General features: G+C 59.5%; 18 protein-coding genes and 1 tRNA gene. 11 read left to right on the top strand and 8 right to left on the bottom strand.

Translation table 11 applies throughout. The features are described 5' to 3' along the window. Positions 1–205: 205 nt before the first annotated feature. Positions 206–574, bottom strand: coding sequence for a hypothetical protein (locus tag JHD77_RS09995; RefSeq protein ID WP_003121092.1), 369 nt, complete (start codon positions 572–574; stop codon positions 206–208). A gap of 262 nt (positions 575–836) precedes the next feature. On the opposite strand from JHD77_RS09995, the gene JHD77_RS09990 reads away from it, so the two are divergent. Next, positions 837–1559 carry a carbon-nitrogen hydrolase family protein gene (locus tag JHD77_RS09990; protein ID WP_003095301.1) on the top strand — a complete coding sequence of 241 codons (723 nt, stop codon included), beginning with the start codon at positions 837–839 and terminating at the stop codon, positions 1557–1559. Between the two features lie 216 nt (positions 1560–1775). Here the strand turns inward: JHD77_RS09990 and JHD77_RS33075 are convergent, their stop codons facing one another. The 4 genes from JHD77_RS33075 to JHD77_RS09975 form a co-directional block, all read right to left on the bottom strand. Beyond that, positions 1776–2003, bottom strand: a complete 228-nt coding sequence (locus JHD77_RS33075; protein ID WP_034059302.1) for a DUF7336 domain-containing protein — start codon at positions 2001–2003, stop codon at positions 1776–1778. Between the two features lie 185 nt (positions 2004–2188). After that, on the bottom strand, positions 2189–2590 hold the full coding sequence (locus JHD77_RS09985) for a hypothetical protein (protein ID WP_151129929.1): 402 nt from the start codon (positions 2588–2590) through the stop codon (positions 2189–2191). A 68-nt stretch (positions 2591–2658) separates the two neighbouring features. Continuing rightward, positions 2659–3486, bottom strand: coding sequence for a hypothetical protein (locus JHD77_RS09980; RefSeq protein WP_151129928.1), 828 nt, complete (start codon positions 3484–3486; stop codon positions 2659–2661). A 141-nt stretch (positions 3487–3627) separates the two neighbouring features. Further along, a complete protein-coding gene (locus JHD77_RS09975; RefSeq protein ID WP_023089992.1) occupies positions 3628–3903 on the bottom strand; it encodes a helix-turn-helix domain-containing protein in 276 nt (91 codons plus the stop codon). A gap of 121 nt (positions 3904–4024) precedes the next feature. On the opposite strand from JHD77_RS09975, the gene JHD77_RS09970 reads away from it, so the two are divergent. Further along, entirely contained in the window at positions 4025–4240 is a 216-nt protein-coding gene (locus JHD77_RS09970) for a DNA-binding protein (RefSeq protein WP_053817660.1), read from the top strand. Between the two features lie 5 nt (positions 4241–4245). Here JHD77_RS09970 and JHD77_RS09965 read toward each other — a convergent pair whose 3' ends face one another. Continuing rightward, positions 4246–4464, bottom strand: coding sequence for a hypothetical protein (locus JHD77_RS09965; protein WP_151129927.1), 219 nt, complete (start codon positions 4462–4464; stop codon positions 4246–4248). On the opposite strand from JHD77_RS09965, the gene pflM reads away from it, so the two are divergent. The 9 genes from pflM to JHD77_RS09920 all read left to right on the top strand — a co-directional run bounded on the left by pflM (position 4463) and on the right by JHD77_RS09920 (position 11771). Beyond that, entirely contained in the window at positions 4463–4750 is a 288-nt protein-coding gene (gene pflM / locus JHD77_RS09960) for a lysogeny maintenance protein PflM (RefSeq protein ID WP_191519347.1), read from the top strand. The genes JHD77_RS09965 and pflM overlap by 2 nt on opposite strands. Before the next feature lie 516 nt (positions 4751–5266). Continuing rightward, on the top strand, positions 5267–5701 hold the full coding sequence (locus JHD77_RS09955; protein ID WP_003115097.1) for a hypothetical protein: 435 nt from the start codon (positions 5267–5269) through the stop codon (positions 5699–5701). Positions 5702–5821: 120 nt separating this feature from the next. Then, entirely contained in the window at positions 5822–6073 is a 252-nt protein-coding gene (locus JHD77_RS09950; RefSeq protein ID WP_003124954.1) for a hypothetical protein, read from the top strand. Between the two features lie 13 nt (positions 6074–6086). Beyond that, on the top strand, positions 6087–6305 hold the full coding sequence (locus JHD77_RS09945) for a hypothetical protein (protein WP_019725828.1): 219 nt from the start codon (positions 6087–6089) through the stop codon (positions 6303–6305). 109 nt (positions 6306–6414) lie between these two features. Beyond that, positions 6415–7557 carry a hypothetical protein gene (locus JHD77_RS32330; RefSeq protein WP_223697228.1) on the top strand — a complete coding sequence of 381 codons (1143 nt, stop codon included), beginning with the start codon at positions 6415–6417 and terminating at the stop codon, positions 7555–7557. A 9-nt stretch (positions 7558–7566) separates the two neighbouring features. Continuing rightward, the gene (locus JHD77_RS09935) at positions 7567–7917 is read left to right on the top strand and encodes a DUF2523 family protein (RefSeq protein WP_003159569.1); all 351 of its coding nucleotides are present in this window, start codon (positions 7567–7569) and stop codon (positions 7915–7917) included. A 1-nt stretch (position 7918) separates the two neighbouring features. Continuing rightward, positions 7919–9181 carry a zonular occludens toxin domain-containing protein gene (locus JHD77_RS09930; protein ID WP_160440022.1) on the top strand — a complete coding sequence of 421 codons (1263 nt, stop codon included), beginning with the start codon at positions 7919–7921 and terminating at the stop codon, positions 9179–9181. A 257-nt stretch (positions 9182–9438) separates the two neighbouring features. Beyond that, complete coding sequence (locus JHD77_RS09925; protein WP_012614376.1) at positions 9439–10731, top strand: hypothetical protein; 1293 nt, start codon at positions 9439–9441, stop codon at positions 10729–10731. Next, positions 10731–11771 (top strand): phage integrase, encoded by a 1041-nt coding sequence (locus tag JHD77_RS09920; protein ID WP_016264131.1) that lies wholly within the window; start codon positions 10731–10733, stop codon positions 11769–11771. The genes JHD77_RS09925 and JHD77_RS09920 overlap by 1 nt, the downstream gene beginning before the upstream one ends. A 27-nt stretch (positions 11772–11798) precedes the next feature. Here the strand turns inward: JHD77_RS09920 and JHD77_RS09915 are convergent. Then, a tRNA-Sec gene (locus JHD77_RS09915) sits at positions 11799–11894 on the bottom strand. A 131-nt stretch (positions 11895–12025) separates the two neighbouring features. Further along, positions 12026–12643, bottom strand: coding sequence for a class I SAM-dependent methyltransferase (locus JHD77_RS09910; RefSeq protein ID WP_003095305.1), 618 nt, complete (start codon positions 12641–12643; stop codon positions 12026–12028). Positions 12644–12703: the final 60 nt, after the last annotated feature.

The raw sequence follows: 12703 nt of genomic DNA, 5'->3' as shown, positions 1-12703 counted from the left end.
GGCAGTCGCGTCGTTCCAGGCTGCCTTCCTGGAAAGCGCCGCAGGCGCGGTTTCTCAGAGGCAGCGTCTGTTCCACCACGGTCACCCGCACCTCGTTCGCCGGTTGGCGCTGCTCGGCGGGTCGCGGCGCCTGACGCCGGCCGTTCAGGTTGTCGGCCCCGCCTGGCGGGATGCGCCGGCGCGTCGCGGCGATCCGCCTGCATGCTCAATAGAGACCGGTGGCGCTGCCCCGCTCGAACAGCGGCACCTGGTTGGCCAGGATCATGTTGTAGCTGAGCATGAACGGCACCCCGCCGCCGCTTTCGGCGATCTGGCTTACCCAGCCGATGGGGTTGTTGAACAGCGATTCGTCGGGGCTGAGCACGCCGACGGCGGCGCTGTCCGGGTCGCCGTCCCAGGTCACGTCGCCCCAGTGCCAGCCGAGGCCACGCACGTACTGCGCGCCGATCAGCGCGCCGAGGGCGAAGACCGCCTCGTCGTCGAGGCTGCGCCCCTGCTCCCTCGCATCGCGCACGTAGTCGGTGACGGCGGCGACGATCTGCGCCGGCGTCTCGTCCGCGGCGACGCCAAGCAAGGCGAGCCCCTGTGCCTGCAGCTCCGCCAGTTGCTGTTGCAGGTCCGTTGAAAGCGGATTGATCTCGGCCATCCCTGTTCTCCCGAGGCAAGCGTGCGCACCCGTCCGTCGGGCGCGCCATGAAGCGCGTTATCTTACGGCTTCGCGGCGACGAAAGCGCCCTCCCCAGCCAAACGTAGCGCAGCCGCTAATCGCCTCTTCCCGGAAATGCTGCCTTCGGCTCTACTGGCGAATTTGTGCCATCCATACCCGAGACAGCCCCATGACGCTGATCGCCGCCGCCCAGAGCTGCGCCCACCCCGCCGACCTGCCACGCAACCTCGACGACCACCTGCGCCTGATGCGTATCGCCCAGGCACGGGGCGTGCGCCTGCTGGTGTTTCCCGAACTGTCGCTCACCGGCTACGAACCCACCGCTGCCGCCGCCCTCGCCCAGCCGGCGGACACGCCCCTGCTGCAACCGCTGCGCCAGCTCGCCGAGCAGGCACGGATGACCACGGTGGTCGGCCTGCCGCTGCGCTCGCCGAAGCATGCCAAGCCGCTGATCGCCGCCCTGATCCTCGGCGCCGACGGCAGCCTCGGCGTCTATGCCAAGCAGCACCTGCACGCGGGCGAGGAACGCCACTTCTCAGCCGGCGACGGCGGCCCCCTGCTGGAGATCGACGGCCTACCGATGGCGTTGGCGGTCTGCGCCGACTTCAGCCAACCCAGCCACCCGGCCCACGCCGCCCGTGCCGGCGCTCGCCTCTACATCGCCAGCGCGCTGATCGGAGAAAACGGCTACCCGGCCGACTCGGCCCTACTGGCCGGTTATGCCCGCGAGCACGGAATGGGCGTGCTGCTGGCCAACCATGGCGGGCCGACGGGTGGCTGGAAGGCGGCGGGCAGGAGTGCGTTTTGGAATGAGCGGGGAGCGCTGGTCAGGGAGACGACGGGGACGGGTGAGACGCTGCTTCTGCTGGAACGGACCGAGATAGACGCTTGATCCTGTGAGACACGATGGCCGCCGAAAGCGAGCGGAGAATTGGCGGAAGGCAGTGGGAGTCGAACCCTATTTTTAGGGTGGTCTTATTTGGCCTATGCTGGACAATTACTGAAAAATCAATTACTTGCAAGCAGGCAAAGTCGCCTTAATTGGTCATTGCTGATCAGTGATTTCGACACTTTTTCGACTGTGAAGGATCCGTGAGAAAAAGGCCGATCAGTCAAAAATGTGGTCTTCTCCAGCCTCGAAGCCTTCCGTCCAATGAGATTCGTCCAGTGAGTAGGCGATGATTGAAAAACCTTCAGGGTAGTCTCGGAAGCCCGGAAGGGTAAGGTACTGGTCTTTCGCCTGCTCTGCGTTGAGTTGTGAGCTAAACACGCCTAGAAGCTTGTAACTTTCGCTCTCTGAGGGGCCATGGGTGTGATGGAGTATGTATGTGTACATATGTTTCTTCCTATTATTGCGTAGTACCGAGGGCCAATAGCCTACTCCGTAGCCTATGCGGCTTCTGGCGCTTTGTGCGTAAAATAGCTTCTGATGATAGTGCTTTTTCAATTAGGGAGATTTTTTTAGTGGTGGTTTCTTCCACTTTTTGTTTCCTTTAGCTTTAAGTGGCTTCCATTGCTAGGTTACGGACAGCTTCGGCTGACTCCGTCTTTAGTCTTGCTGCTCGGATTTCGATTGTTTTGCTCTGTCCAAAACTTGCATTCTGGACTATTCAGCTTGTTCAATCGTTCTTTTTCGGCTTGTTCTCGAAGAAGTATTTGTTCAGACTCGCTTTTACGTTGGACTGTGCGCTGTCTGATAGCTTCAGTTTCTTTCCGCATTCGTTCGCTAGAGCGTTTCAGTTCCTGGCTAGCTTCGTAAACATATCGTTCAGCTATAGCTTTAGCGATTATGAGTTCTATACCATCCTTTAAGAGGCTGCCTAAGGTCACGCCAATAGTAATTATGGCTAGCCATTCGAAACGGCTTATTGGGCGAGCGCGAGGTGCCCAAGGGGCACGAATCTCATCTGTATCAACCTGCATGGGCTCCTTTCCTTATATTTGGCTTCATGCCAAGTCTTAAACCTAAGAGTTATTTGGCGGATTAAACTCTATGCCTTAGAGTTTTTCTCAGCATCTTGAGCTTTTAGCATGTCAATAGCGAGCCTTATCTCGGCTATATTCTCATCTTGACTGGTTGCAAACATCTCTCTGATAGTTTTTATTTTTTCTAAAAAACTTCCGCTTTCTTTGAGAGGCTCATACGCACTATTCCCGCCTTTCACAAGCCCTTCAGCCTTAAGGATGATAAGTAAAGACGTATATGCGCCATAAAAATAAACCGTATCAATTGTATGCCACTTATTGAAGGCTGGAAGAATAAATCTATTTATCTTATCTGAGGTCCACCCTTCTACAACTGCTTCACCAATAATAGCAGTCATGCTGTTTAATAAAAAATTACTGGTAAGTAGGAATGGAGGGGCCTCATCGCGATGGTTACTTATTTTTATCCTGCTCTGATTTGAGTTTTGCGCGTCAGAGTCTGAACTACCTTCTGTAAACCTTGAATACAAATTGTTCATATTGATATTATTTTCAACTAGGTTTGTATTTAGCGACTCCACGGCGCTGATTATTTTAATTGTGGATTCGTGAAGGCTATCTTTCGACTTGTTTATATCTTTAGTGGCAGTTATTAAATCTTCAACTTGAGCCCGCATCTCTTCCACTGAAGTGTTGTGAGAAATTGATTGCACAAAAGAATATATTATCGCCACTACACCTAAGACTATAGAGACAACAGTTCCGGCAAAGGATATGTAACCAAGGGCGTTCGAACTTCCTCTGTATTGAAATGCCAGCCAATGAAGAATAAATTGCAAAATAACAATTATAAAGATTGTTAAAATCCATTCCCTTTTACTGAATCGGTCCATATCTTACATCCCAAGCTGGAATAGTGTGATGGTGCAGTATTAACTTGTATAGCTAATATCTGTGATCCTAGTTTTCTGAGTGTACTTTTACTCTCTTAGTCTCTCGGGCATACCAACGTCTAGCCACTTCCTGTGTGATCGCTATCCCGCGCTTTGACTGGTCAAGTTTCGGTTGGCCTCTTCGTATTCGGGGCTGGTCTGACCTATATCAGGCATTACCTCACCGGTGAGTAGCCACCAACGGAACTGCGGAAAGACCTTAGCGATGGCAAGTATCTCTTCCTCCTTAATCTCCCGACTCTTAGACGGATTCTTGAGGTTGCTCCATGTGTAGCGGCTGATACCTGTCAGTTCTTCGAGCTTAGGCAGCCGAATGTCCGACCAAGCAAGGATGGCTATAACGCGCTGCTTTATCATAACTAATTCATCTAAATAAGCTCTAGTCAAAACGACTCAAGCAAAATAAGATTCAAATCAGCTTAAGTCATAATGACTCAAGCCACTATCCAACAATGTCCAACATAGTGCAGCAAAGGCCATGGAAGTGGAAGAAATCAAGGCTCAAGACCTCCGCGCGGCGCCCCCGGTGTTGCCGTGGCGGGACTTCGCGAACTGGATTGGCATGGGGGAAGACCACGAAACCGTCCGTGGATGGATTCGTAAGGGCTATATCCCCGCGTACAAGATCGGCAAGCACGTGATGGTCAATGTTGCGCTCTTCACCCATCAACTGATGGAAAAGGAGGAGTTCTGATGCTGTCAGGCAATCCTATCCATGCGTTGCTGACCTTCTTGGAAGGCTATCTGCTGCAAACGGCACAGCCCCCTAGCGAACCCTTCGACCGCGCCCTGATGCTGATCGATGGCCTCATGGATGCCGGCTACCTCTCCCAACCGGAAGAATCCTATCTGGCCGACCTGCGGGTTGAAGCTCTCGCCTGGGGCCGTGCTCGCCAAGATAAGGAGGAAGCTGACCATGTCGTCTCCGAATTACTTGCGCCAAACCCACGCTCCGGACTGCGCCTGCTCTGTGTGCTGGTCCGCAAGGCAGGTCATCCCATTGCACAGCCCGTCGCCGTGTCCAGACTGCCGGCCCCCTGGGCTGCCCTATCTGGAAGATGGCCGCTGGCTCTGCCGTTCCCGTTCCTTCTGCGCGAAACACGACCCGTCCCGGCGTCCGCCGAAGTACTGGCACGTTGTGTACGACAGCGGGAAGCCCACGCCCTTTGTGCCCGTGCGCGAAGCATTCCAACGGGAGGGCTGACCCATGCTCGCTGACACCCTGAAAGCGCTGCTCCTGCTCTGCCTGATCCAAGCCATTCGCACCGTGGCCGATCCGGTCAAGGGCCGCGCTCCCGGCTCGTCGGAACAGCTTCACCGTTCCGGCGAACGGAAGCACGGGCGCAGCGCACCCTTGAACGCCTCCCCCCCTGAAACAGCCTCCGCTGGGGAGTGTGGGGCAGCTTCTCCGCCCCGCGCTCCCGAGCCCTCGGCGGCAAGAGCGGGATGACAAGGGCAGAGCCCTTGGTGTTGCTCTGCGGGTTCCAAGGGGAAGCGTTCCCCTTGGCCGTCGGCGACGACGTTGCGATAGGGATCGTTACCCGGATGGGCCGAGACGAACACCCGTGGTTGGCTTGGTTCGCTAGCGAATAGAGCCCGGCCCGAAGGGATCGCCCGACAAATCACTTTCACCCAACACCGCTGAATGAAGGCGAAACAGCCGAATTTGCAGCAGCGGGACAACTCACGCCGAAAAAGGCGAATTGAAGGAGAAACACCGATGAACATGTTTGCAACCCAAGGCGGCGTCGTCGAACTGTGGGTCACCAAGACCGACACCTATACCTCGACCAAGACCGGGGAAATCTACGCCTCGGTCCAGTCCATCGCCCCGATCCCGGAAGGTGCCCGTGGCAACGCCAAGGGCTTCGAGATCAGCGAATACAACATCGAGCCGACCCTGCTGGACGCCATTGTCTTCGAAGGCCAGCCGGTGCTCTGCAAGTTCGCCAGCGTGGTCCGCCCGACCCAAGACCGTTTCGGTCGGATCACCAATACCCAAGTCCTTGTGGATCTGCTGGCCGTGGGCGGCAAGCCGACCGCGCCGACCGCCCAAGCCCCGGCTCGTCCGCAAGCACAAGCCCAAGCCCCGCGCCCGGCCCAGCAGCCGCAGGGCCAGGACAAACAAGACAAGTCCCCGGACGCCAAGGCGTAAGCCGTAGGAGGCCGCGATGCTCCGCTATCTCTCGCTGTTTGCGGTAGGTCTGGCCACCGGCTACGCCTGGGGCTGGATCGACGGCCTAGCGGCCTCCCTGGCTGTTTGAGGACTGCACGAATGGAAGGCTCTGTATCGGTTCAAGTGTGCAAGACCTGGGTCCAGAACGCGGACGGCACGGTCGGCTGTACGCACCTTGAGTGGATACAGACCTACCTGCTGCCGCCTGAGGCAGAGGGCTATTTGACTCTGCTGATGGGTGGTTTCGACCCGTCGGCCTTCCGCCTCGGCTTCGCCGGGACCATCGGGCTGTTCGCCGTTGGTTTGGGGGCTGGCTTGATCATTTCCGCCATGCGCAAAGCGCGCAATTAATGAGGTTCCAATCATGGAAAAAATGAAAACCCTGTTCCGCAACGCTTCCATCGCCACCGTCGGCCTGGCCGTGGCCAACGTCTCCTTCGCCGAATCGCTGCTCGACGAAACCACCAAGGGGGTTCTGGCGCAAGCCAGCACTGATGGCGGGTCCGTGGCCAAGCTGGTGATCGCCGCCGTGGCGGTGCTGGTCGGCCTCGCCCTGGTCATCGGCGCGATGCGCAAGGCCTGACGTGATCTGGTCCCTGATGCTGGGCGCATTCATGGCGTCCGCGCTGCTGACGGGATTGAAAATCGGCCAGTATCAGTGACAGGAGGAGGGGCCGAAAGGCCCCTTTTTTATGCCTCGCTTCGTACTACTTATTTTCGCCCTGGTGCTCGCATCGGCGGCCCACGCGGACTTCTACCAATGGAAGATTTCCATCCCCGGAAATCCCACGGCCTTCTTTCCATCCTATACGGCGGCATGCCAGTACTACTTCGATAACACGTCGGCCAACTGGCTAAAGAAAGTCAACAAACTGAGCTACAAGGAAGTTCAGTGCAGTGTTTCGGGTACTGGTGGAATCACTTGGGAGACGAAGACTGCCATCTTGACCGGCGACAGTTGCCCGGAAGGCACGGACTTCAATAAAGAGATCGGCGAGTGCAAGGAAAACAAGTGCGAAATCCTGGCCGGCTCGCTCTACGAAAAATCCCATCAAGCGCCGATCTCCCGCTTCATCAATTACCTCGGCTGCGAGATCGCTGTCAGTTCGATTGACGGTTGTATCGGCCCCGCTGAGGGGCAAGCCGGCGCGACGTACTGCAAGGTCATCGGCTCGTTCACCGGTAACTGGTTCACCTCCAATGGCTCCTGTGCCTTTGGCTGCGACGTGGGCCCGGGTGACGGTCCGCCTCCGGGTGGGGACGGCGGCACTGGGGGCGATGGTGGCAGCAACCCGCCCGGCGGCGACGGTGGAAGCGATGGCGGCACCAAGCCCGGTAACGGCGGTGGCGATGACGGCTCCAGTGGTGGCGGCGGCGGTGGGGGCGGTGGCGGTAACAACCCCTGTCAGGGCCATGTTGGCAGTGACTGCGGCACCACGCCCGGCGGTGACGGCAGTAGCGGCGGCGATGGCGACGGGTCCGGCTCCAGCGGCGGGACCGGTGGCGATGGCGGCGACGGCTCCGGCGGGGGTGGCCTGAAAGAGCCGAAGCAAGGCTCCTTCGACAAGACCATCAAGGAATACGACGACGCCATCGCCAAGGCGCAAAAGGACTTCCAGGAACTGCAAGGCAAGTTCGAAAGCGTCCTCGCTTCCAAGTTCGATATTCACCTGGGCACTGGCGGCGGCTCCCTGCCGTGTTGGGACTTTACCGCCCTCGGCCAGCGCTACGACGTCTGCCTCACCCAGTACGCCCAAGAACTCTCCGTCATCCGCTACGTGGTGCTGTTCATCGCCGCGATCCTGGCCGGATGGATCGTTTTCTATCGCTCCTGAGGAAACGCCATGGACATTCCCTTTCTCTCCGACATTCTCGCCTGGATGCAATCCCTCTGGGACTTCCTCTACAGCGGCGTCTATGACTTCGTCACCGACGCCTTTGTCCTGCTGACCAAGATGGCCATCAAGGGCTGGTTCGAGATGCAATTGTTCGTCGCGGAAATCGGCTACAAGGCGTTCCGCGAAGTCGTCGGCGGCATCGGTATCGGCTCGACCATCACGTCCTATTACTCGTCCCTGGACGGCGACCTGCGCTCGCTGCTGGCGTTCTTCGGCCTGCCGGACGCGGTGAACATGATCTTCGCCGCCATCGGCACGCGCTTCTCCATGTCCTTCATCCCATTCATAGGTAAGTGACATGGCGATCAAGATTCATCACGGCCCGAACGGCTCCTACAAGACCTCCGGCGCGATCCAAGATGACCTGATCCCCGCGATCAAGAAAGGCCGCGTCATCATCACCAACGTGCGCGGCCTGACCCGCGAACGGATCTTCCAAGTGATGCCGGAGACGCCCTCCAGCTGCGACGTCATCAACCTCGACCTCGAGGACCTGGATGACATGGAAAAGATGCGCACCTGGTTCATGTGGGCGCCGCGTGGCGCGTTCATCATCTTCGACGAAACCCAGCTGATCTTTCTGAAGTCCTGGCGCGAAGCCGACCTCAAGCGCTTCGACTTCCCGGACGGCCCGGAAGCGGCCAAGGCAGCCGGGCGGCCCATGGGCTGGCTGGATGCCTGGACCCGGCACCGGCATTTCAACTGGGACATCATCCTTACCACGCCGAACATCGCCTATATCCGCGACGACATCCGCATGACGGCGGAAAAGGCCTATCTGCACTCCAACCTCGCCGTCATCGGCATTCGGGGCCGCTACAAGGAAAGCCAGCACTCGGCGCAGGACAACAAACCGCCGGCCCGCGACGTGATCGTCGAGATCAAGAAAATCCGCAAGGAGACCTTCGCCCTCTATGAATCGACAGCCACCGGCTCCGTCACCGACACCATCGCCGGCAAGAGCCTTTTTAGACAACCTAAGATTCTTCTATTCATGGCAATTCCGGCCCTTGCTATTGGGTCTGTGGTTTATGACGGCGGACCTCGTTTGCTCATGGGCGACCCTGTATTGCCGCCTGCTGCTGGAACTGCTGCGCCTGCTCAAGCCGGTCCTGCTGTGGGTACTGCGCGTGTTACTGGTGCGGCTGGTCCTGATGCTGCTGATGATGTACCTGGGCACGCAGGCGTTCCGGGCGCTGCTCCTGTAGGCCATCCCTTCGCCGGCCGCGACTTCATCGTCAAGGCAACCCTGCTGTCCGCCTCCGGGCGCCGCACCTATCTGTTCGCCGTCCGGGGCCAGGACGGCAGCGAATTCACTCTCACCGATCGCGACCTGACCGACACCGGCTATGCCGTGGTGCCGCGGGGCAACTGCGCCGCGGAACTGAGCTTCAAGGGCGGTTGGTCCGGCTATGCCGCCTGCGCCGGGCGTAGCGCCTTGGGCAATGTGCCGCCGGCTCAGACCGCCGCGCCGAACGTACCGCCCGCCGCCGCGAACGGCGCCGCCGTGCGGGTGACGGTGGTTCCTGACACCAGCCGCTTGCCGCGCTCGATCAACTGAGGGGGAGCCGATGAACTGGACAAGCTATTTCGCCGCCCTGGGGCTGGCGTTCCTGGCCTATCTGGCGGGCTTTTTCTTCGCGGTGGCGGTGACGCCGACGGGGCCGGTATGGCCGCTGTAGCCGGCCTGGCCGGGGCGCGCGCGAACGGCTCGTCTCGGAGTGAGCAAGCGCCACGGCGGGGCCGGCTGACGCCCCTGTAACACGTCAGATAAGCACCCCGCGATTTGGACATTAATGGACATTGTTAGGTGAAACCATGAAGAAAGTGACCCATCAAAACCGCCTCCTGCTGCAACCCGACGGACAACTGCTGGACTCCCCCAAGGGACGGCTCTTCGTTGATTCCATGACGGGGGCGTTCACCGACCTGTCAGGCGTGCGCATCCTGCGTTGCGGCGTGGACACGGTGCGGCAGTTGTACAACGGCAAGTTGCGCCCGGAAGTGATGGCGCTGTTTGACCTCTCGGTGGATGTGGTCGAGTTCGCCGGCTACGAATGGTCCAAGGGCCGCATCGGTCGCGACTCCGGCTATCAGTACCGTCTGCAGAACGCAGAACTGGGGCTGATCCTGCTGATCAAGAACCACAACATCAAGGTCGACACCCTTGGCTCGCACCTCAAGATTGAGGTGTCGCCCCATGCCCTCGACGGTGCCGACCCGCATATCCTCCAGGGCGTGCTGGATGACTTGGCCGCTGCCGTGCTGAGCCACTGCGAGACCAACCAAGCCGCTGTGCATATCGCCCTGGACGTACAAGGCTGGAAACCGCCTCGCGATCTGGTGGATCGCATGCATTGCCGCTCGCGTCGGGTGCGGCAAATCAGCGGGATCGAGCGGATCGAATTCGACGGCAACGCCTCGGTCTACGGGCGTGGCGAGACGTACATGTTTGGCTCGGCCAACGGCCTGCAACTGTCGATCTATAACAAGACCCTCCAGGCTCGGGCCACCGACAAGCTCGACTATTGGGAAAGCGTGTGGGCAACCCTGAACGGGGATCCGTTCGGCGATGGCGACCCGGCCTATAACCCCCTGGAAACGGTCTGGCGGCTCGAATTCCGTTTCCACCACTCCATCGTCCAGCAGTTCTCCGAAGGCTCGCGTATGGCCTCCGGGGAGGTCATTGGCTGCCGCACCTATGAGGGCCTCTGCCCGCACCTACAAGGGCTGTGGAACTACGCCTGCGAAAGCTTCAAGCTGCTGAGTCGGACGGCGGTCTACGATCCGTTCTGGAGCCTGATCAGCCAGGACGCCCGCGTCCAAGTCGAGTGCGATCCGCTGATCGAGCGCACCGAGTACCGGCGCTATTACAAGACCGCCAAGGGCTTCAGTGGGCGTAACTGCGAGATGTTCCTCGGCCAGTTCATCAGCCTGATTGCGCGGGAGCGCATTCCTGCAAAAAAGGCTATTGAGTCCGCCCGCAAACTGGAGTTCTGGCACGTTATCGAAGACCACTATCTCGCCAAGGGTTGGACTCGTCGCGATCTGGAAAGGCATATACACAAGCTGATGTGTGATCGGTATCTACGGCGGGGATACGCGATCTGATGGCGATCACCAAGCTTGAGGATGGCCGCTGGCTGGCCGACGTTGAACCGATCAAGGGTAAGCGCTTCAGGAAGCGTTTCAAGACCAAGGGCGAAGCCCAGCGGTTCGAAGCCACCGTGCGGCAAAGGACCATTGAAAACCCGGCCTGGACACCAAGACCGAAGGATCGTCGACGCCTGTCTGAGTTGGTGACCCGTTGGACGTTACTCCACGGCCACGCCCTGACGGACGCTGACCGTCGTTCCCTGGTGCTGCGCAAGATGGCGGAACGCATGGGCGACCCCATAGGCTCGGTGGTAACCGGGAACATCTTCACCGAGTATCGGGCCAGACGCCTTGCGTCAGGCATCAGCGGCAAGACCTTGAACAACGAACTGGGCTACCTGCGGTCGCTGTTCAACGAACTGCACCAGTTGGGTGAAATCGACTATCCAGACCCGCTGGCCAAGGTGAAGGCGATCAAGCTGCAAGATCGTGAGTTGACCTACCTGACCCGCCAGCAGATAGAAACGCTGTTCCGTGCCCTTCGGGAACATTGCAAGACGCCTCATGTGGAACCCGTCGCCCTGGTCTGTCTGGCTACCGGTTGCCGCTGGGGTGAAGCTCAAGGGCTGACCCTGGATCGGGTCCGGGATGGAGCGGTGCAGTTCGTTAACACGAAGTCAAAGCGTCGCCGCTCGGTCCCGATACCTCCAGAACTGGAACAACGCCTGCACTCGCACCTGCGCCGCTACGGCAAGTTCTCCAACTGCCGCGACAGCTTCGACTTCGCCGTGAAAATGTCCGGTGTCGCCCTCCCCCGTGGGCAGAAATCGCACGTGCTCCGCCACACGTTCGCCTCGCACTTCATGATGAACGGCGGCAATATCCTGACTCTGCAAAAGATTCTCGGGCACTCGTCGCTGACCATGACCATGCGGTATGCACACCTCGCCCCGGACTTCCTGCAAGACGTGATCAGACTCGGCCCGCTGAAAGACTTTCGACACTTCTTCGACACGACGGATTTTTCGACACCGGCGGAGACGCTGGAAGCCTAGAGCGGCAAGGGCTGTGGAAGGGGGATATGGCGGAAGGCAGTGGGAGTCGAACCCACCCAGGAACGGCTGCCGTCCCCCACCGGATTTGAAGTCCGGCCACGCCACCGGGCGTGATTGCCTTCCTCTTTGATTTGCAAGAGGTTTTCCTCGAGACGGGAGCTTATCAGGCCGGGGTCCGAAGAAGAAATGCCGGATGTCATGGAAAGTCGTTCGCATGGCCGGGCGAGCAGAGCGTAGCCCAGCCTCGGAGCACTTCACAGGCGTTTCAGGCAATGGCAGTAGACGAAGTGCTGGACCCGGCCGGCGGGAGTGACGTGGTGTTCGTCGCGGTGCTCGGTGAGCTGGAAGGCGGAGCCGAACTCGGCGTGCAGTTCGTCGGCGTCGTAGCGCATGACTGGCAGGCCGCTGCATTCGGTCGGGCCGTCGGCGGCGAAGGTGGCGACGATCACGTGGCCGCCGTGGCGGACCGCCTTCATCACCTGGCGCACGTAGGCGCGGCGGGCTTCGGCAGTGGTAAGGAAGTGGAACACGGCGCGGTCGTGCCAGACATCATAGGTGGCTTCCGGCAGGTCGACGCCGGTAATGTCGCCGGCGATCCAGCGCACCTCTTCGCCGCGCGCGCCGAGGCGGTTGCGGGCGACGCGCAGGGCGGCGTCGGAAAGGTCGAGCACCGTCAGGTCGCCGAAGCCTTCGGCGAGCAGGCCGTCGACCAGGGTCGAGGCGCCGCCGCCGACATCGATGATCGCCGCCTCGCGGGGCGCGCCGATGCGTCGGATCAGGTCGAGGGACAGCGTGGCCTCGGCCTGGAACCAGCTCACCGCGTCGGACGGCTTGCTCTCGTATACCCGTTGCCAGTGCTCTCGTTCGGACATGACGACCTTCTCCGTGTTGCGCTGCGACCCATTACCCACCAAGGGCGTTAACGGCACATT

It is taken from the genome of Pseudomonas sp. P20 (genome assembly GCF_016463925.1).
Taxonomy (GTDB): domain Bacteria; phylum Pseudomonadota; class Gammaproteobacteria; order Pseudomonadales; family Pseudomonadaceae; genus Pseudomonas; species Pseudomonas aeruginosa.
This window is presented reverse-complemented; position numbering and strand designations above follow the sequence as displayed.